This window comes from Bacillus seohaeanensis (assembly GCF_042684945.1).
Taxonomy (GTDB): Bacteria; Bacillota; Bacilli; order Bacillales; family Bacillaceae_B; genus Rossellomorea; species Rossellomorea seohaeanensis.
Map to the genome: position 1 here is coordinate 992,030 of NZ_JBHUMF010000031.1, position 17,335 is coordinate 1,009,364.

The following is a 17,335-nucleotide window of genomic DNA, read 5'->3' on the forward strand; positions in this document are numbered from 1 at the left end:
ATTTATTGGAATATAGAATGAATCTATTGGTTAACCGTTTTTTCGAATTGCTGTTTCGATGAGAACCCCACAGCTTGGACAGTAAGATTCTTCTAAAAATAAGTCCGCTTGCTTTCGCTCTTGAATTTCAATATTCAAGCTCTTTAATCTGTCTGCTAAAGGATATTCTTTCGTTTCTACCTTTTCTCTCCAATTTTCCTCGGTAGTAGAAAGTGATGCCTGACAACAAGCACATTTTAGGGCATTATCCTGTGAAATTAAGCCAAATTCCGTATGATTTTTTTCTAAATACGTGACAGGCTTTCCAATTCTGTCTGAAAGCATTTTTGTTCGTAACGCTTCTGTTCCTTCGATATCAGCTTCATTTAAAGAATCTATCAAGACACCATAAACAATTTTTGCTGTTTCTTGCGTTATATAGCCATCCGCTACATCTTTAGCGACTTTATGGATCCCCCTAAATAACGGATCTCCGTAACCACCTCCACCGCCAGTTAGTTGGCGGAATACATCGTTTTCTGACAACTTAATGTTCGTAGCATGATTTGGCAAAATTTCCTCATCGCCGAGTTCAGCTAGTTTGGGCATCCGATTATTACTTTCAATATACGACTGCGCATTTGCATCACGATGAACTTTATAAAGGTTTGTTGCTCCCGGATAACCACCTAAAACACCTCTTGATGGTATTTCTGCCATTGCATTTTCGAGTGTTCCAGATAATGCTTCTGTACCGTATGGAATCCAAGCTATGTCAATTCCTTGTCCACCACGATTAAAGCCGTGACCACCGGAGCCATAATTCAACGATCTCCAAAGATATAACATCGGATATAATCCTTCATTAATTTCCACATCCGGAATCGAGTTGCCTAGCATAACTTCGTGACAAGATATATCTAGCCCGTCTCCTATTGATTGCCCTCCAAGTCCACCACTTCCACAGTCTAGTACAGCAAACGCCGTATAGTTTCCAGCTTTGTCTAATCCTACCCAGCTATTGCCTGGCCATGAATAGTGGCTTAACGCAGCTGTTCTTTCCCTAATGGCTGGGTCTTCACTTCTTTGGAGTGCTTGCACCATCCCTTCCCATAACGCTCGTCCTGCTCCAAGACCACCTTCCATATGTCCGCATGAAACAGGTGCTGGCACTGTCGGATTTACAACAGTTCCTGGTTCGCCAAGCTCTATCTCGATTGGTCGTAATATCCCTGCATTGATAGGAATATCAAAAGCCAGTCCAATCATCATTAGACCATTTACAATACCTAGCATGACCCCGGAACCTGCGTTAATGAAAGCATCTAATTGTGGATCCGTATCACTAAAATCAAAATGTAAAGACGAATCTTTTACCGTTAGGGTACAACTTACTCTCACTAATTTGTTATCACCATAACCGTCATATTCTACCCAATCCTCTGTTTGAAAGATGCCATTTGGTATTTTAGAAATCTTTTCGCACATCTGTTTTTCCGAAAGAGCTTTGTTTACTTTACAGTATTTTCTGTATTCTTCGAGCCCAATTTGGTCGATAAGCTCCGTAACTCTTCGCTGACTAACGTTATTTGCTGCAATTAAACTTTTAATATCATTCACTACCGTTTCCGGTAGACGTACATTACTTCTAATTAAGTTAAATAATTCATAATTATATTTCCCTTCGCTCACTAGCCTTGTCGGAACAAATCGCAAAGCTTCGGAATAAACGTCACGTGCAACAGGAGCCCAACCGCCAGGAGACATTCCACCGATATCCGCAATATGTGCGTTCGAGAAAGACCAACCAATAAATTCATCCTTATAGAAAAGTGGACTAATTATAGCGACATCTCCCTGATGAAGAGCACCAGCGGTATGCGGGTCATTCACAATAAAATGATCCCCTGGTTTGATGGATTCCATATCATAGTAATTTGGAATACTTTTTACCCCTTCAACAGAAGAACCGATATGGGTAATAACATATCCTGAAAAAGCAATATGTTCATTTTCTTCATCAAATATAGCAGTACAAAAATCCTGTGCTTCCGTTAAAATGGGAGAACCTGACGTTCTTTTTAATGTTGTCGCCATTTCACCAACAATGTTTACTAATCGCATTTGAACAACTTCTGCTGTTACTGGGTCATAATCAACACGATTCAAAGTAGATGTAGTTATCTCATCAATTGTTTTAAGCTTCATAAATTCCCCTCCTAGTAAGAGTTTATTATCTAACTTCCATAACGTAGTTTAGGTATTCGTCTTTGGTGATGTTAGAGTTTTCTGGCACGTAAATGGTCGTATCACCAGCTTCTACAATTGCGGGGCCACTAATTTGATCTCCGACAGAGATATTTTGTGAAACAAAAGTTGGAATTTGTCTCGCCTCGTTCATGTCTGGTAAAAACACTTCACTATATTTATGTGCTTCCACCTTCTCTTTTCCTTCTACTTCATTGCTTTTAATTTTCGGTTTAACTGTCTTTCCTACGCCTGTTACACGGCAATTCAACATAATGACATCGGAACCTTCCCATGCTGTACCTTTTCCATACAACCGTTCATATGTTTCAACAAAGTTAGCAATGATTTCTTCTTTATCTAACTCGGTAATATTTCCATCTGGTAGCGGGATTGTAATTTCAAATGCCTGTCCAGCAAATTTAAAATCACCTTCTTTTATTACTTCAATATTCTCATCAGCAAAACCATTGGAATATAAAGCATCCTTGGCTTGATTTACTAAGTTATTTAATAACTCATTGATATCCGCTGTTTGGCCATTATTCACATTCCAGTTTACTGTCTGGGCAAAACTTCGGATATTATCCGACCATAACAACCCATAAGCAGAGAATACAGATGAGTTTGCTGGAATAACTACCTTTTTAATTCCTAAATTTTTACAAATCGGTGCAATAAATAACGGGCTTGCACCGCCATAGGAAATGACAGTAAATTCGCGTGGGTCAAATCCTTTTTCAATGGATACCGACCTTGCAGCATTACTCATCGAATCTACGACAATTCGATATAAACCGGAAGCTGCTTGATTGACATCCCATCCAAGTGGGTCAGCAATTTTCGTCTTTATTGCTTCAATCGAAGCCTCCTTGCTTAATTCCATTTCCCCACCGAGGAATAAATCGGGGTTAATCATACCTAGTGCTACAACAACATCTGTTATTGCTGGGTTTTCTCCACCTTGCCCGTAACAAGCAGGTCCAGGAAATGATCCGGCACTTTCTGGCCCGACTCTTGGCGCGTTTCGGTCATCAATCCAACAAATACTTCCACCACCAGCACCAATAGCTGTAATATCAACCATACTTAACCCTGTCATAAACCGATTCAGTTCAGCACGGTGTCCTAAACCGAGTTGATTATCTTTAATTAACGCTGTATCAAAGCTCGTTCCACCCATATCGGCTGTAATAACGTCCTTCAGTCCTAACAGTTTCCCTAGGTTATTCGCACCCAGTACTCCACCAACAGGACCTGAGTTGATAAGGTTAATTGCGCGATACTTCGCTTCTTCTGACGATAAAACTCCACCAATTGACTGCATTAGTCCTACCGGAACATGTAACCCACGTTCTCTTAATTCGCTTTCCAAAATATCTACGTATTTTTCTACCGCTTGTCCACTAAACGAGTTTAAAACTGTTGTCACCATTCGTTCATATTCCCGTTCAACCGGATAAATTTCACTTGATATCGTAATAAACTTATCGGGATACATTTCCTGAACAATTGCTTTAATTTGTTTTTCATGCTTTGGATTTTTAAATGACCAAAGTAAACAAACCGCAAACGATTCTACCTTTTCTTCTTCGACAAGATAACGTATCTGCTCTCTTACTTGATCAACGTCTAGCTCAATTACAACCTTTCCACTAGAATCAACACGCTCATCTACTTCTACGATAGCGCTTCTTTTCACTATCTCTGGTAGATTTGTTTGGGTATGCATATTATATTCATTCGTTCTTGCCGACCGGGCGATTCTCATCGTGTCTTTAAAACCCCTCGTTGTAATCAATCCGACAGTATCCCCTTTTAATTCGGCGATTGCATTGGTCACAATAGTCGTTCCGTTAATAAATAACTCGGTTTTACTTAACAAATTTTCAATTTCCGTATTCAATTTCTTTGAAACCTTTGTTAAGGCATTAATAATCCCTTCTGTATATCTCCCATGAGTTGTCAGTGCTTTCGCTCTATGTACATTTCCTTCATGGTCTGATAAAACTAGATCCGTAAACGTACCACCAATATCGATTCCAACATGATATTTCGTCTCTTTTTCGACTAAAACTTCCACCTGAGATCCCCCTTTGTTTCGAGTGTATAGATGTGATAGATAAACAGAAACATTGTTTCTGTTTATCTATCTATTTATACTTCTATAGCATCTTTAACCTCTTCCGTTTGACTAGTTTCTTTTTGTTGATGAATCATAATTTCTTTTGACATGTATATCAATACAATTGTCGCAAGGAAGACAATTCCACCAATTAACCAGACTTTGCTAAAAGCGGCAGAGCCTGCTACTGATGTGTTTACCCAGCCGCCACTCATACTAACGAGTGCATAACCAAACGCAACTTGTAATGCAGAACCCAGTCCATTTAATGTACCTATAACTTCTGGTCTAGCTATTCCAGACCAATAAACATTGATAGTACCCCAGAAGTACACATTACTTACAGCGGCAAACCCATAGACTAATAAGGCATAAACCAAATAGTTAGGTACAAAGAAACTAGCAATTATAAAGGAAATACCCCCAATAGCCGGTCCAATAGCTAATGCAGCCCTTGTATACCCTTTACATAATTTATTTACGACCCAACCATTTGTAAAACCAAGAACCATTGGTATTGCATACATCAAAGAAATAATTACTCCAGCAGTAGAAGGAGAAACATCGAAGCCATTAATTAACCCAGTAGATCCCCATGTTGTTGCTAACCAGTTTGGTGTTGTTGCCAACCCAGCGGCAATCGCCATAAAATACACACTTGGGTTTTTTAGCACTTCTTTAAAATAGCTCCATTTAAATTTATCAACTTGTAGTCCCGATTCATTGCCATCATGAATGAATTTCATCTCTTCTTGAGAGATTCCTTGTTTCTCTTCCGGGCGATCCTTTACGACTAATGAAAAAAATAGCAGGATTGGAAGTCCAAGAATCGTGACCGTAATAAATGACATCTCCCAGCTAAAGATCCCCGCGATTGTAAGTCCGATTGGTCCAGCTAATGCAAATGCTGCCATTGTTGAACTGAACCAAAGAGCAGTGTATCTTACCCTTTCATGAGCTGGAAACCACAATGCCAATAAACGATTACAAGGTGCCCATAGGAGACCGAAAAACATGCCAAAAATGAAATTTCTCCACCAAAGTTGAGTAAAGTCATTTACAAATATTGTAGAAGCACTGATGATGGTACAGCCAATTAAACAAGCAATTAATAAACGCTTGGCACCAATTCTATCTGCTAAAATCCCTGCGATGAATAAAAATGGAAAATAGCCAAGTAAATAAGCAGAAGAAACGGAAGCGATCTCTGTTGTTGATAGCGCAAATGCCTCACCCCAATACGGTGTCAATGTTCCAAATATCGCCTCATCCAGCCAAACAACAAAATTTGTAAGAATTACTGCAAGGAAAACGGTATGACGTTTCCTCCATCCTTTCATTTGGATGGTACTTTCAGCAGTAGTTGACATTTTTCCATCCCCCATTTTTTATAGATTCATCAACAAAAAGACACTTCTTCTAGACCACCCCCTCAAAAAAAGATCCTCTAATAACTTCTTTAAAGTTTAAACACGATGATAGAAAACACTTACAAATAATGGATTTTTCGCATTTTCTCTTTTGACTCTCTTACCTATTTATATGCAATTTCCATGCCAAACTGAATATTCCCAATTTTTCAATATTTAATAAGACAACTTCTTTATTTTTCTATATTTCGTAGGAATTTTATTAGGAAATTCTTATTTTTGATTGAGTATTCCACTTTAATAACTTTCCTCTATAATACATACAAAAAAGACCCACCCGTTTTTATTAAACCGTGTGAGTCCTTAAAAATGTGTTGCTCCATTATTTATTTTTTTCCTTTTTTCATATATTCCTTAATATTTATTTGATAATCACTCGCCCAACGGTATAACGTACTTGAGGAGACACCTAATTTTTTAGCGGCTGCTGCGGCACTCTTACTATTCTTTAATGTCATAATTAAAGTATCTCTTTTTGTATCATTAGCGACTGACTGATAGAGACTTTCCGGAGTATTCTTATCCTCAAGCTGCATCATTAAATAGTCTGGTAAATATTCTTCTGTGACAAATGAATCATCACAAAAAATCTCTATTTGTTCCATCACATTTTTCATTTCTCTAAGATTTCCTGGCCATTCGTACTCATAAAAACGTTTTAAAACATCTACACTTAATGTTTTCTGCGGCAGAAAATGTTTGGCCAATAATTCGATATCCTGTTTTCGCTTTTGCAACGAAGGTATGTTAATTGAAATAACATTTAATCGATAATACAAATCCAAACGAAATTTATTCTCTTTTACTAAAGAAAATAGATCCTTATTTGTAGCAGCAATTACTCTAATATCAATTGGTCTTGAAAAATTAGATCCTACTGGCGTAATCTCTCTTTCTTCCAACACACGTAATAAATGGGCTTGTAATTCTAGAGGCATATCACCAATTTCATCAAGAAATATCGTACCTCCATTTGCTTCCTCAAACTTTCCCGTTTTTCCGCCCTTTACTGCATTCGTGAACGCACCTTCAACATATCCAAACAACTCACTCGCAATTAAATCTTTCGGAATAGCTGCACTATTAATAGCAATAAATGGTCCGTTTCGTCTCATACTTTCATTGTGGATTGCCTGGGCAAATAGCTCTTTACCTGTCCCGCTTTCCCCAATGATTAAAATACCTTTATCCGTTGTAGCCGCTTTAGAAGCAAGTTTAATCGCTCGTTTAAAGCCATTATCTTCACCAATTAGAGAAGAAAAAGTATATTTTGCTGTATTTTTTATTATTTCTTTCTTTTTCTTTTTCTTTAAAATAATTATATTTCCTAAATGGTCTCCCTCGACAATGATTTTTCTTGATGTAAACAGTATTGTATACTTCTCATCATGAGGCAAAGTTAATGTATCCTGCAACACTACATCATTTCCACTAATCTTTTCCTTTAAATTTTCAGAGAGCTGCTGTAATTGTTCGATATCACTTAATTTACGTTTAAGCATATCTGCTATTGGGACTTTTAACATATGAGAAGCAACCTTATTTAAACGGATAATTTCTCCCAATCGGTTTACGATGATTATCCCATCTGAAATCGAATCAACCGCAGCATTAAAGTAATTGTTCATTAAATATGTTTCTTTTTGAATACCTTTTTGCTCGATTAATTTTACAATTGTGTCGGCTGCTGTCTTAACAAGTCCTAAGGAATGAGGATTTGCCGAACGTACATATCCGATTAACGTAATGACACCAATAATTTCATTTGTAAATGGGTCTTTAATTGGCGCACTGGAACAGTGAGAGGTATGCCATATTGTACTATAATGTTCGCCACCTATTACTTGAACCGCTTTTCCTTGTACCAGTGCTAGTCCGATTGAATTCGTGCCTATCCACTGTTCACTCATATTAGCCCCGACTGTAAAGTTTACATATGCAGCATTAATTGCTATTTCACTATCACCACATAAATCTAACACAACCCCGTCTTTGTCACAGAATGCAATAATACTATCCGTCCCTTTCACGATATCAAACAGATCATCCATAAACGGTCGGATTAAAGCTAAAATATCTTTATTTCCTTCTTGTTTTTGGATTAATACCTTTGGAGAACATATCGGAGCTTGGTTTACATTTGGATTAACACCATATTTTTGCGAACGCTTCCACGAAGACAGAATAACTGGACGAACCTCATTAAGAACAACGCCATTCTTAAAATAATTCGCCCAAGATTTTTTTAATTCCTTTTCCTTTTCTGATACTTCAGGAGAGCGAAAGCGCCCTTTATAAGTATATATGTCTACCATATTATTTACCCTCCAAACAAAAGGTTATAGAAAGACAGAATTAGTCTTCTAATACAGATTCCTCATTCAGTACCCGTGTTAGGAGAGATGACTGACGTAGCATGCCATTATCACTAAAACTCAATCATAACCTTTACTGATTCGTGTGGTTTCATTTGTGTTTCAAATGCTTCCTTTGCATGAGTAATCGGAAATACATGGGTAATTAGTTCTTTTGTATTTACTTCCTTATTTTTTAACAATTCAACAGACTTCGTAAAATTTCCTCCTAGGCACCCTAAAATTTTTGGCGCTTTGTGTACAATTTTCGTTGTATCAAGTGCTGCTTTCTTTTCAGGAAGACCAACAAATGCGATCGTTCCACCACTTCTCACCATCTCAAAAGACTGTTCTACTGCAGATGGTGCACCAGCTGCATCGACAACAATATCCGCCATTGCTCCTTCATTAAAATGGTAAGGACCTACCCCTACGATTTCTTTTACCCTTTCTAGCACATTTTCTTTTACAGCGTTTATTACATGATCTGCTCCTAATTTTTGCACATATTCTAACCGTTGTTCCGATACTTCTGTAACAACGATCTCATCAACCCCTGTTACTTTAAAAATCTGCATTATAGCATTTCCAATTAAACCTGCTCCCATAATAACAACTTTATCCTCTCGTTTCGGAAGGCATTGATCTACCGTGTGAGCTGCAACAGATACAGGCTCAATGGTCGCTGCCGTAAACTTATCCATTTCGTTCGGTATAGGAAAAAACGAAATATTTTTCTTGGCATTCGGGATAAGTAAATATTCAGCAAATGCACCGGGAAGTCCATAACCAGTTGAAGCCTTAAACAAATTCGGACATAGGATGAATTGCTTATTTTTACACCAATAACAAGAACCACAAAACTCGGAATAAAACCCAGTACCTCTTTCTCCTACTTGTATATCCTGAACATTTTGTCCCGCCTTCACTACTTCTCCAGAAAACTCATGCCCCATTATTTGCCCTTTGTTTATATACAATCCAGTTCCATAACTATGAACATCTGATCCACAAATGCCACATGCGTCAACCTTTAATAAAATATCATTTGTACCAACCTCTGGAATATCAATAGTCTCCACTCTAAGGTCACGTGCCCCATAGTATACAGCTGCTTTCATTGTTCCCATTATAAAAACCCCTTTACTAATTGATAATATTTATTTAACGTAAATTGTTTTGCCCACGACGGATTGTTTTTTCTTTTCCCGAGCCACTTCTCTTCTTTGTTCAATCGATTCATCTGGATTTTCAATCAGTTCCTTCTTATTCCTGGAGTGTTTTCACACTAGCGAATCACTTTTTCCTCTCTAAATACATTCCTCTTTTTGAAGCAAACTGTAAAAAAAACTGTAAGAGTAATCTCTTACAGTAAGTCGTCAATCGTGATATTTTCTAATGTATTTTTCACTTCATTTGTAAATTGTGCGCCTGCAACACCATCAATGAATCGGTGATCATAACAAATAGATAGTGTCATAACTGGCGCTACAACGATTTCATTATTCTCGTTCACTACTGGAGTTTTGCGAATCGCACCGGCAAACACCAAAGTAGATTGTGGTGCATTAATGATTGGAGTTCCTGTTTCAATTCCTAGACTACCAAGATTCGATACCGTAATTGTACCGTTAGCATAATCTTCTAACGTCAATTGGTTATCTTCCGCCTTTTGCGCTAAATTTTTCACTTCCGTAGAAATTTCAGAAACAGATTTCGATTCTACATTTTTTATAACCGGAACAACTAAACCATGCTTACTATTAACAGCAACAGATACATTCACTTCATCATAAATGACAATCTCTTTATCTTCTAATTTACTATTAACGATTGGAGTTGATTTTACTGCACTGCCAACAGCTTTTACAATAATGTCGTTTAATGAAACATTTTCAATCTCTTTTTTTACATTTAAAACATTTTCCATATTTACAGAAACCATTTGCGTAAATTGAGGAATGTTTCTCCAACTATCTAGCATATTGTCTGCCATTGCACTTTTTACATTATTTAATGTAATTCTTTCTTTTACTGGAATATCGGATGTTGGATTTGACGCATTTCGAATATCCTCTTCCGTAACTATTCCGTTTTTACCTGTCCCAACAATATTATCAATGTTGACTCCGAGTTCTTTTGCAAGTTTACGGGCCCGAGGTAAAATTCCCCCAGTTCGCTTTTGTTTTTGCGGTTGCGGCTTTTCTTCTTTAGGAGTTTCTAGTTGTTCTGTTGCTGCAGCAGTCTCAACACTTGCAGGCGTATCATTTGTATATGAAGATAAATCAACTTCTTCCCCTTCATCGGCGATAATAGCAATAACCGTATTAATGGGAACTTCCTCGCCCGCAGGTATAATTACTTTTTTCAAGACCCCTGATGCTTGGGATTCAATTTCCAATGTTGATTTTTCTGTTTCTAATTCGAATAAATAATCCCCTTTTTCAACGGATTCGCCTTCTTCTACGAGCCACTCAGATACCGTACCATTTTGCATCGTTACACCTAAGCGTGGCATTTTTACCTCATTCATTTCTCCCACTCCTGTCAGCGTCAATTTTTATCTATTTTCTATTCAAGAATTAATAGGTTACTTTCGCTAGGTTCCGAGTTTCTAGCTCACAATGCAAGCTAGAAACCCAAATTCTATTTCATTAGTACTCCATTAACTCGTTGACTACATCAATAATTTGTTCTTCACTTGGGCGATAAAACTGTTCTAGATAAATGCTTTGGGCAATAGGAACATCTGGACTTCCAATTCTTTTAATCGGTGCATGAAGGTCAAATAATGCTTCCTCTTGAATTTGAGCAGAGATTTCGGCACCAGATCCCCCTGTTGTTGGTTCTTCATGGACAATTAATACACGTCCTGTTTTGCGTACGGAATTTAAAATTGTTTCCATATCAAGTGGAGCTAGCGTACGAGGGTCGACTACTTCTGCCTCCACCCCTTGTTTAGCTAAAGATTTTGCTGCGTTTAAGGCTGTTTGAACTTGAAGAGCTGTTGCAATGATTGTTACGTCAGATCCTTCCCGTTTTATATCTGCCTTCCCTAGTGGAATTAAGTATTCGCCTTCTGGAACTTCTCCTTTTACATCATATAAAACCTTATGTTCGAAAAAGAGTACCGGGTTATTTTCACGAATTGCCGATTTTAACAAGCCTTTTGCATCCGCTGGAGTCGATGGTACACAAATTTGCAAACCTGGTGCATGCATAAAGAGGGCTTGTGGACTTTGCGAATGCTCAGGTCCAGCTCCACCAGCAATGCCAATTGGTAACCTTAGCGTTACAGGAACTTCCATTTGTCCACCGTGCATCCAACGCCATTTACCTAATTTATGGAAAACTTCATCAAATGCAACTCCCACAAAGTCGCCGAATTGTAACTCTGGGATTGGTCTCATTCCACCTGAAATGGCCATTCCCAATGCTGCAGCAACTATAGTTGTTTCGGCAATTGGCGTATCAAATACTCTGTTACCAAACTTTTCGTGTAGCCCCTTAGTTGCACCAAATACCCCACCAAACTTACCAACATCTTCACCAAATAATACTGTGCTAGGATCTCTTTCCATTTCTTCCGTAAGTGCCTCTATAATGGCTTGACGCATATTTAATGTTTTTACCTTTACTTCTCCTGCATTCGTTGATATTGTCATCATTTATTCCCCCTTAAGAAAATAGTCCTTCATAAATTCTTTCTGGTCCTGGTAGTGGAGAATCTTCTGCTTTTTTAATAGCTTCGGCAACTTCTTCCTCAACTTGTTCATCTAATTTTATTAACTCTTCTTCCGAGCAAATTCCTTCATTAAGTAACCTTGCTTTATAATTTTTAATTGGATCTCTATTTTCTTTCCAATCTTGCAGTACTTCAGGATCCACATAATCATAAGGATCTCCCTCAAAGTGCCCGCGATGGCGGAATGTTTTTGCTTCAATAAATGTTGGACCTTCTCCTCTTTTCGCTCTTTCTACTGCTTCCTTCACTACTTCATGCATTTGGAGAACATCATTTCCATCCACGACACAGTTTGGAATTCCATATCCTTCCGCCCAATCGGCAATATGTTCTTTTACAGAATGCGTTTCTGAAACATGACACGAGATTGCATACTCATTATTTTCACATATATAAATAAGCGGTAATTTATACAGGCCCGCCCAGTTCAATGAGCCATGTAATGGTTCCCTTGATGCAGCACCATCACCGAAATACACAAGCGTTACTTGGTCTGTTCCTTTAAATTTCGCTGAATAAGCAGAACCTACGCTAATCCCAAGTTGGGAACCAATCGTACCAGCTTGTCCTAATACTCCTCTTTCTGGATCTGCACTATGAACAATTCCTGCACCTAGCCCTTTTGTTGTTCCTTCCAATGTTCCTAAGAAGTCTCCATACAGTTTCGAAAGTGGCACACCCTTTGCAATCTTCTGATTACAACCACGATGGTTATAATAGATAAAGTCTTCGTCTCGAAGATTATTAACAATAGAACCAACGGAGACACCCTCTGAACCGATGCCAGAATGATAGAATCCTGAAACCTTACCATCTTGTATTAATTGAATTAAATTTTCATCAAACTTCCGAATCTTTACCATTTTTTGATAAAAATCCAATAATTCATTTTTACTATAATCTTTTAAATTAATTTCTTTTTCATAGATTTTTGCCACGAAACTCACTCCCTTTATAAAATTAAAAATATTTATTTTAAAAGAATATTCTGAATTATAATTCTATAAGTCTACCTTATTTTTTCATATAGGCTGTTTTCGTAAAGTGTATTGTTTGTGGGAAATGGACCGTTCCTTTCCGCTGCAGGCATTTGCTTTATACAGCGCTCCATCCACCATCTACCGGCATGATTAAACCAGTAATAAAGCTTGATTCATCAGAAGATAAAAATAATGCTGCTGATGCAATTTCTTCTGGTTTCCCTACTCTTTTAAGAGGGTTAGTAGCAAAGTTTTTTGCGATTTTTTCATTATCGAGCACTTCTGCTATCATCGGAGTATCAATTGCTCCTGGACAAATACAATTCACTCTAATATTATGTTTCCCATAATCTACTGCCATAACTCTAGTTAATGCGACAACACCCCCTTTAGAGGCTGTGTAGGCATCAGCGCCTGTAACGCCCAAGATTCCATTTAATGAAGAATTATTAACAATGTTACCGCTTTCTTGTTCTATCATAATGGGTAACACATATTTCGACATAAGGTACACACCATTAAGATTAATAGACATGATTTTATTCCAGTCCTCCAAAGGTGTTTCCATAAGAGAGGCCATTTTATATTTTGACCGTGCTGAAAATCCTATCCCGGCATTATTAAATAAAATATCAATACGACCAAATTTTCCGACCACTTGATCAATGACCGAACGTACATTTTCTTCGCTAGAAATATCCGTTTTTATGAATATAGCCTCATGACCCTCGTCGATGATTTCTTGTTCGACCTGTTTCCCATTCTCTTCATTCCATTCGACAATAACTACTTTAGCTCCTTCTTTTGCAAATAATTTTGCTGAGGCTTTCCCTTGACCGCTACCTGCTCCAGTAATAATTGCGACCTTGTTTTTTAATCTCATAATCCTCTTTCCTCCTTTGTAAACTCTTAAAATTGAAACTATTCATTAACAGTAACTCTATAGATTCTATTAATAAAACGCCTTTATATTTGGTAATAAATTATTTTCCTTCTCAAATTCGAGTGATGTTACCTCACCATGGCCAGGATAAATAGTAATATCACCAGAGAGTCTATAAAGTTTGTTTTTTATAGAATCCTTTAGAACTTCCCTATTTCCAAATGGAAGATTTGTTGGACCTACAATCCCAGCTAATAAGGTGTCCCCTGTAAACAAATAGTCATTACCCAACAAGAAACATGTACTCCCCGGGGAATGCCCTGGAGTATGAATCGCTTTAATGCTGAAAGAACCACATTGAATTAATTCATCACCATTTAATAAAACATCCGGCCACTCACTTTCAACAGGTTTATTCGTTTGAGCTGAGCGGTTTAATTCTGGATCAAGCAACCATTCTGCCTCTAAGTGATGAACAATTACCGAAGCGTCTGTATAGTTTTTAAGTAAATTTAATCCAGCAATGTGATCATAGTGACAGTGAGTTAATAAAATATAATCGACTTTCCTTTCACTAATATATTGAATTAATTCATGAGGGTTTTCACCTGGATCGATAATGATACAAAATGACTCGTCATCTGTAATAACATAACTATTCGTTTTAAGATTTCCTAACGTAAATTGTTGTATATTAATCGGTTTCATTCGAAGCTTCCTCCTGTCTGTCATCCAAAGAGAAAACAAATAATGTTCATATAATTCTTGTAGATGTCCATTTCATGTCAAAGCATTATCTAGCAAAAAATCACATTCAACATGAAGATATGTAAGTATTTATTATTACACTTAAGAAATTCCCAATAATTCTTATTATTGATAAAAATCTAGCTAACGATATTTTTTTCGCTGTTTCTACTAAATATCATCGCATTCCTCCCTTCATTTCATTTGTTACCTTCTAACATGCAAGTAGTGTGCCAACTTCTTTAACCACGTCGCTATCTCTTTATTAAGTGACTAAATTTTGAATTCGTCCCATTTTCAATAAAAACAACAGGAATATTCTCATTATTAGTAATTTTTCTCAATCTAATAGTTTAGGTTTACTTGATTGGTTTGAAAAACAAAATGACCTAGTAACAAAAGATTCAATAATAATCTTTTGTTACTAGGTCATCCTTACTGCTATTCTGTTTGTATCTTAAATCAATGATGAGGCTAAGGCATGGAATTGTATTGCGGTTAGTTATGGTCTCGTACAAAGCCAAGGACAGAATTAACAATTTCTTTTAACTAATTTTATAGCCGCACATAAAAAAGCGCAGCAATCAGCTACGCTTTCTTACCAACTATTACTCTACAATAAATTCTAAGTTTGCACTTAATTTAACATCTTTGCCAACTAGTACTCCACCAGTTTCTAGCGCTGCGTTCCAAGTTAAGCCGTAACTTTCACGATTAATTTTCCCTTCAATATCAAAACCAGTTACAGTACTGCCGTCCATTGGGCTTTTAGACGTTCCGTTATACTCTACAGTGAACGTTTCTGTGTTGGTAACACCTTTGATTGTTACTTGTGCTGTTAATTCATACTCTTCGTCGGAAACTTTTTTTATTGATTGACTTTGAATTTTAATTGTCTGATAGTTTTCTACATCAAAGAAGTCGCCTGAACGTAAATGACCGTCGCGATCTTCGTTGTTTGTATCAATAGATGCAGCATTGATTGTCGCCTCAATTTTTAAGCTTTCCAAATCAGTTAAATCTCCTTCAAGTACAACATCAAAGTCTTTGAATTCCCCTTTTGTTTTCGCTACCATCATATGTTTTACTTGAAAAGCTACCCCGCTGTGTACTTTGTCTAATGTGAATTTTGTCATGTTATCTATTCCCCCTGCATTTTATTAACTAAGTTACTTTATGTAACTAAATACAAAATGATTATTCAGCGATGTCAAACAATTTGTTTTTTTATAATTTAAATTTACCATTTTTATATGTATTCAAACGTTACCTTTACTATGTCAAAAAAGATGATGGAATCCACTTTTATAAAAACTTAAAGCTAAATATTTTGAAAGTCATACATCTGTTAGGTATAATAACCTAGTTAATTGATACTAGAAAGGATTGTGCACACATGCTAAATATCGGAGTCAAAGCACCCGACTTTAAACTGGATTCGGTTTCTACTTTATCAAGCTTACCTATTCCAACAACGCTAGAAAACTATAAGGACAAATGGGTTATCCTTTTCTTCTATCCTTTTGACTTTTCTATCGTTTGCCCAACTGAAATTCGTGTCATGAATAGTTACCTATCAGAATTTGAGAATCTTAATACGGAAGTGCTAGCAATAAGTACGGATAGTATTTATACCCACCGTGCATGGTTAAAAGCAGACCATCCAAATGCTATAGGGGATATTGATCTTACTCTTGCATCCGACTACAGTAAAGATGTATCTAAAGCATATGATGTGCTAGATCCTAACACAGGTGCTGCTTATCGTGCTTTATACATAGTAAACCCGAATGGAGTTATTGAGTACGCAACAATGACAAACCATAATGTAGGCAGAAGTGCTGCGGAAACGCTTCGTGTACTTCAAGCATTACAAACTGGTGGAATGTGTCCTATGGATTGGACTCTAGGCGATAAAACAATAGAATCATAGGTTTAAAAAGAAGCTAGATTGACTAGCTTCTTTTGTAACTACTCAGTCACCTATCTCATATGAAGGTGGCTTATTTTCTATATCTTTTAGTTTTAATACTATCCCCCACCCCTTAAAAATTTCCAGATAAATGGAATGTCAAGCACCTTGAAATCTTGCTATCCGTTATTGCAGAATAAATCACCTCATACCGCTGTTACCTATTTCTACCTTTATCATCTATTAAATCACCAAAATACTCTAGAAAGATATCTTCGACTTCCGAAAATGAAACAGCAGTAGGAAATGGAACTTCGGCATGTTCAGTTTCAGCATATGTATTCTGTGTTTGAGCAGCCTCCTCTTTTCCCCAAAGATTTTTACACGCTTCCACTAAACGTATTGTTTCCTCACACCATTTAATATATTGTATTTCTTGTTCCATCCCCCGTTTTAGAACGGCCGTGCTCATTAAAATTCTTGCCTTCATGACATTTCTTTCTTTTATACTTTCCCACCTTATTTGGATGATTTCCCTCATCTTATCTAACCGCTGTTGACGCTCTTTTTTATACATTTGTAGTTTAAGCAAAACCTCGCCTACAGGGATATTGTCCATAAAAAATGTTTGCATAAGAAAAACATCTTTCATTTTTGGTGCTTCAGGGGGAGCAAGTAACCAGTTCATTAGCCACTCTCTTCCCTTTCTTGTTATCGTATAAACCTTTTTATCCGGTTTTCCAGCCTGAGGAACAAGTTCGCTACTAATTAGCTCTTCTTTTTCGAGTTTATTTAATTCCGGGTAAATTTGTGAAAGGTGAGAGTGCCAGAAAACACTCATGACATCATCAAATTCTCTTTTGATATCATACCCACTTGCTTCCCACTTGCTTAAAAAACCAAGTATTCCATACCGCAAAGACATTACCTTCA

Annotated in this window: 14 protein-coding genes; 1 reads left to right on the forward strand and 13 read right to left on the reverse strand. The window is 37.1% G+C overall.

Translation table 11 applies throughout. The features are described 5' to 3' along the window. Positions 1-30: 30 nt before the first annotated feature. The 12 genes from ACFSUL_RS18105 to ACFSUL_RS18160 form a co-directional block, all read right to left on the reverse strand. Positions 31-2,187 carry a hydantoinase B/oxoprolinase family protein gene (locus ACFSUL_RS18105; RefSeq protein WP_377937293.1) on the reverse strand — a complete coding sequence of 719 codons (2,157 nt, stop codon included), beginning with the start codon at positions 2,185-2,187 and terminating at the stop codon, positions 31-33. Positions 2,188-2,212: 25 nt separating this feature from the next. After that, the gene (locus tag ACFSUL_RS18110) at positions 2,213-4,309 is read right to left on the reverse strand and encodes a hydantoinase/oxoprolinase family protein (protein ID WP_377937294.1); all 2,097 of its coding nucleotides are present in this window, start codon (positions 4,307-4,309) and stop codon (positions 2,213-2,215) included. 74 nt (positions 4,310-4,383) lie between these two features. Then, complete coding sequence (locus tag ACFSUL_RS18115) at positions 4,384-5,721, reverse strand: MFS transporter (protein WP_377937295.1); 1,338 nt, start codon at positions 5,719-5,721, stop codon at positions 4,384-4,386. Positions 5,722-6,107: 386 nt separating this feature from the next. After that, on the reverse strand, positions 6,108-8,096 hold the full coding sequence (locus ACFSUL_RS18120; RefSeq protein WP_377937296.1) for a sigma-54-dependent Fis family transcriptional regulator: 1,989 nt from the start codon (positions 8,094-8,096) through the stop codon (positions 6,108-6,110). 113 nt (positions 8,097-8,209) lie between these two features. Further along, positions 8,210-9,265: a zinc-dependent alcohol dehydrogenase gene (locus tag ACFSUL_RS18125; RefSeq protein WP_377937297.1), complete on the reverse strand. Its 1,056-nt coding sequence runs from the start codon at positions 9,263-9,265 to the stop codon at positions 8,210-8,212. Continuing rightward, on the reverse strand, positions 9,265-9,390 hold the full coding sequence (locus ACFSUL_RS18130; RefSeq protein WP_377937298.1) for a hypothetical protein: 126 nt from the start codon (positions 9,388-9,390) through the stop codon (positions 9,265-9,267). The genes ACFSUL_RS18125 and ACFSUL_RS18130 overlap by 1 nt, the downstream gene beginning before the upstream one ends. Before the next feature lie 111 nt (positions 9,391-9,501). Continuing rightward, on the reverse strand, positions 9,502-10,668 hold the full coding sequence (locus tag ACFSUL_RS18135) for a dihydrolipoamide acetyltransferase family protein (RefSeq protein WP_377937299.1): 1,167 nt from the start codon (positions 10,666-10,668) through the stop codon (positions 9,502-9,504). Between the two features lie 121 nt (positions 10,669-10,789). Further along, entirely contained in the window at positions 10,790-11,803 is a 1,014-nt protein-coding gene (locus tag ACFSUL_RS18140) for an alpha-ketoacid dehydrogenase subunit beta (RefSeq protein ID WP_071412675.1), read from the reverse strand. Between the two features lie 10 nt (positions 11,804-11,813). Continuing rightward, positions 11,814-12,818 (reverse strand): thiamine pyrophosphate-dependent dehydrogenase E1 component subunit alpha, encoded by a 1,005-nt coding sequence (locus ACFSUL_RS18145; protein ID WP_377937300.1) that lies wholly within the window; start codon positions 12,816-12,818, stop codon positions 11,814-11,816. A gap of 157 nt (positions 12,819-12,975) precedes the next feature. Continuing rightward, positions 12,976-13,743 (reverse strand): SDR family NAD(P)-dependent oxidoreductase, encoded by a 768-nt coding sequence (locus ACFSUL_RS18150; protein ID WP_377937301.1) that lies wholly within the window; start codon positions 13,741-13,743, stop codon positions 12,976-12,978. 69 nt (positions 13,744-13,812) lie between these two features. Further along, positions 13,813-14,451, reverse strand: coding sequence for an MBL fold metallo-hydrolase (locus ACFSUL_RS18155; protein ID WP_377937302.1), 639 nt, complete (start codon positions 14,449-14,451; stop codon positions 13,813-13,815). Between the two features lie 647 nt (positions 14,452-15,098). Beyond that, positions 15,099-15,626: a YceI family protein gene (locus ACFSUL_RS18160; protein WP_377937303.1), complete on the reverse strand. Its 528-nt coding sequence runs from the start codon at positions 15,624-15,626 to the stop codon at positions 15,099-15,101. A gap of 260 nt (positions 15,627-15,886) precedes the next feature. On the opposite strand from ACFSUL_RS18160, the gene ACFSUL_RS18165 reads away from it, so the two are divergent. After that, positions 15,887-16,423, forward strand: coding sequence for a peroxiredoxin (locus ACFSUL_RS18165; protein ID WP_377937304.1), 537 nt, complete (start codon positions 15,887-15,889; stop codon positions 16,421-16,423). Positions 16,424-16,619: 196 nt separating this feature from the next. Here ACFSUL_RS18165 and ACFSUL_RS18170 read toward each other — a convergent pair whose 3' ends face one another. Next, a complete protein-coding gene (locus ACFSUL_RS18170; RefSeq protein ID WP_377937305.1) occupies positions 16,620-17,327 on the reverse strand; it encodes a PadR family transcriptional regulator in 708 nt (235 codons plus the stop codon). Positions 17,328-17,335: the final 8 nt, after the last annotated feature.

Coding starts and splice junctions, on each gene's coding strand:
- ACFSUL_RS18105 (WP_377937293.1), bottom strand. CDS start 2,187: ATGAAGCTTAAAACAATTGATGAGATAACTACATCTACTTTGAATCGT.
- ACFSUL_RS18115 (WP_377937295.1), bottom strand. CDS start 5,721: ATGTCAACTACTGCTGAAAGTACCATCCAAATGAAAGGATGGAGGAAA.
- ACFSUL_RS18120 (WP_377937296.1), bottom strand. CDS start 8,096: ATGGTAGACATATATACTTATAAAGGGCGCTTTCGCTCTCCTGAAGTA.
- ACFSUL_RS18125 (WP_377937297.1), bottom strand. CDS start 9,265: ATGGGAACAATGAAAGCAGCTGTATACTATGGGGCACGTGACCTTAGA.
- ACFSUL_RS18135 (WP_377937299.1), bottom strand. CDS start 10,668: ATGAATGAGGTAAAAATGCCACGCTTAGGTGTAACGATGCAAAATGGT.
- ACFSUL_RS18140 (WP_071412675.1), bottom strand. CDS start 11,803: ATGATGACAATATCAACGAATGCAGGAGAAGTAAAGGTAAAAACATTA.
- ACFSUL_RS18150 (WP_377937301.1), bottom strand. CDS start 13,743: ATGAGATTAAAAAACAAGGTCGCAATTATTACTGGAGCAGGTAGCGGT.
- ACFSUL_RS18155 (WP_377937302.1), bottom strand. CDS start 14,451: ATGAAACCGATTAATATACAACAATTTACGTTAGGAAATCTTAAAACG.
- ACFSUL_RS18160 (WP_377937303.1), bottom strand. CDS start 15,626: ATGACAAAATTCACATTAGACAAAGTACACAGCGGGGTAGCTTTTCAA.
- ACFSUL_RS18165 (WP_377937304.1), top strand. CDS start 15,887: ATGCTAAATATCGGAGTCAAAGCACCCGACTTTAAACTGGATTCGGTT.
- ACFSUL_RS18170 (WP_377937305.1), bottom strand. CDS start 17,327: ATGTCTTTGCGGTATGGAATACTTGGTTTTTTAAGCAAGTGGGAAGCA.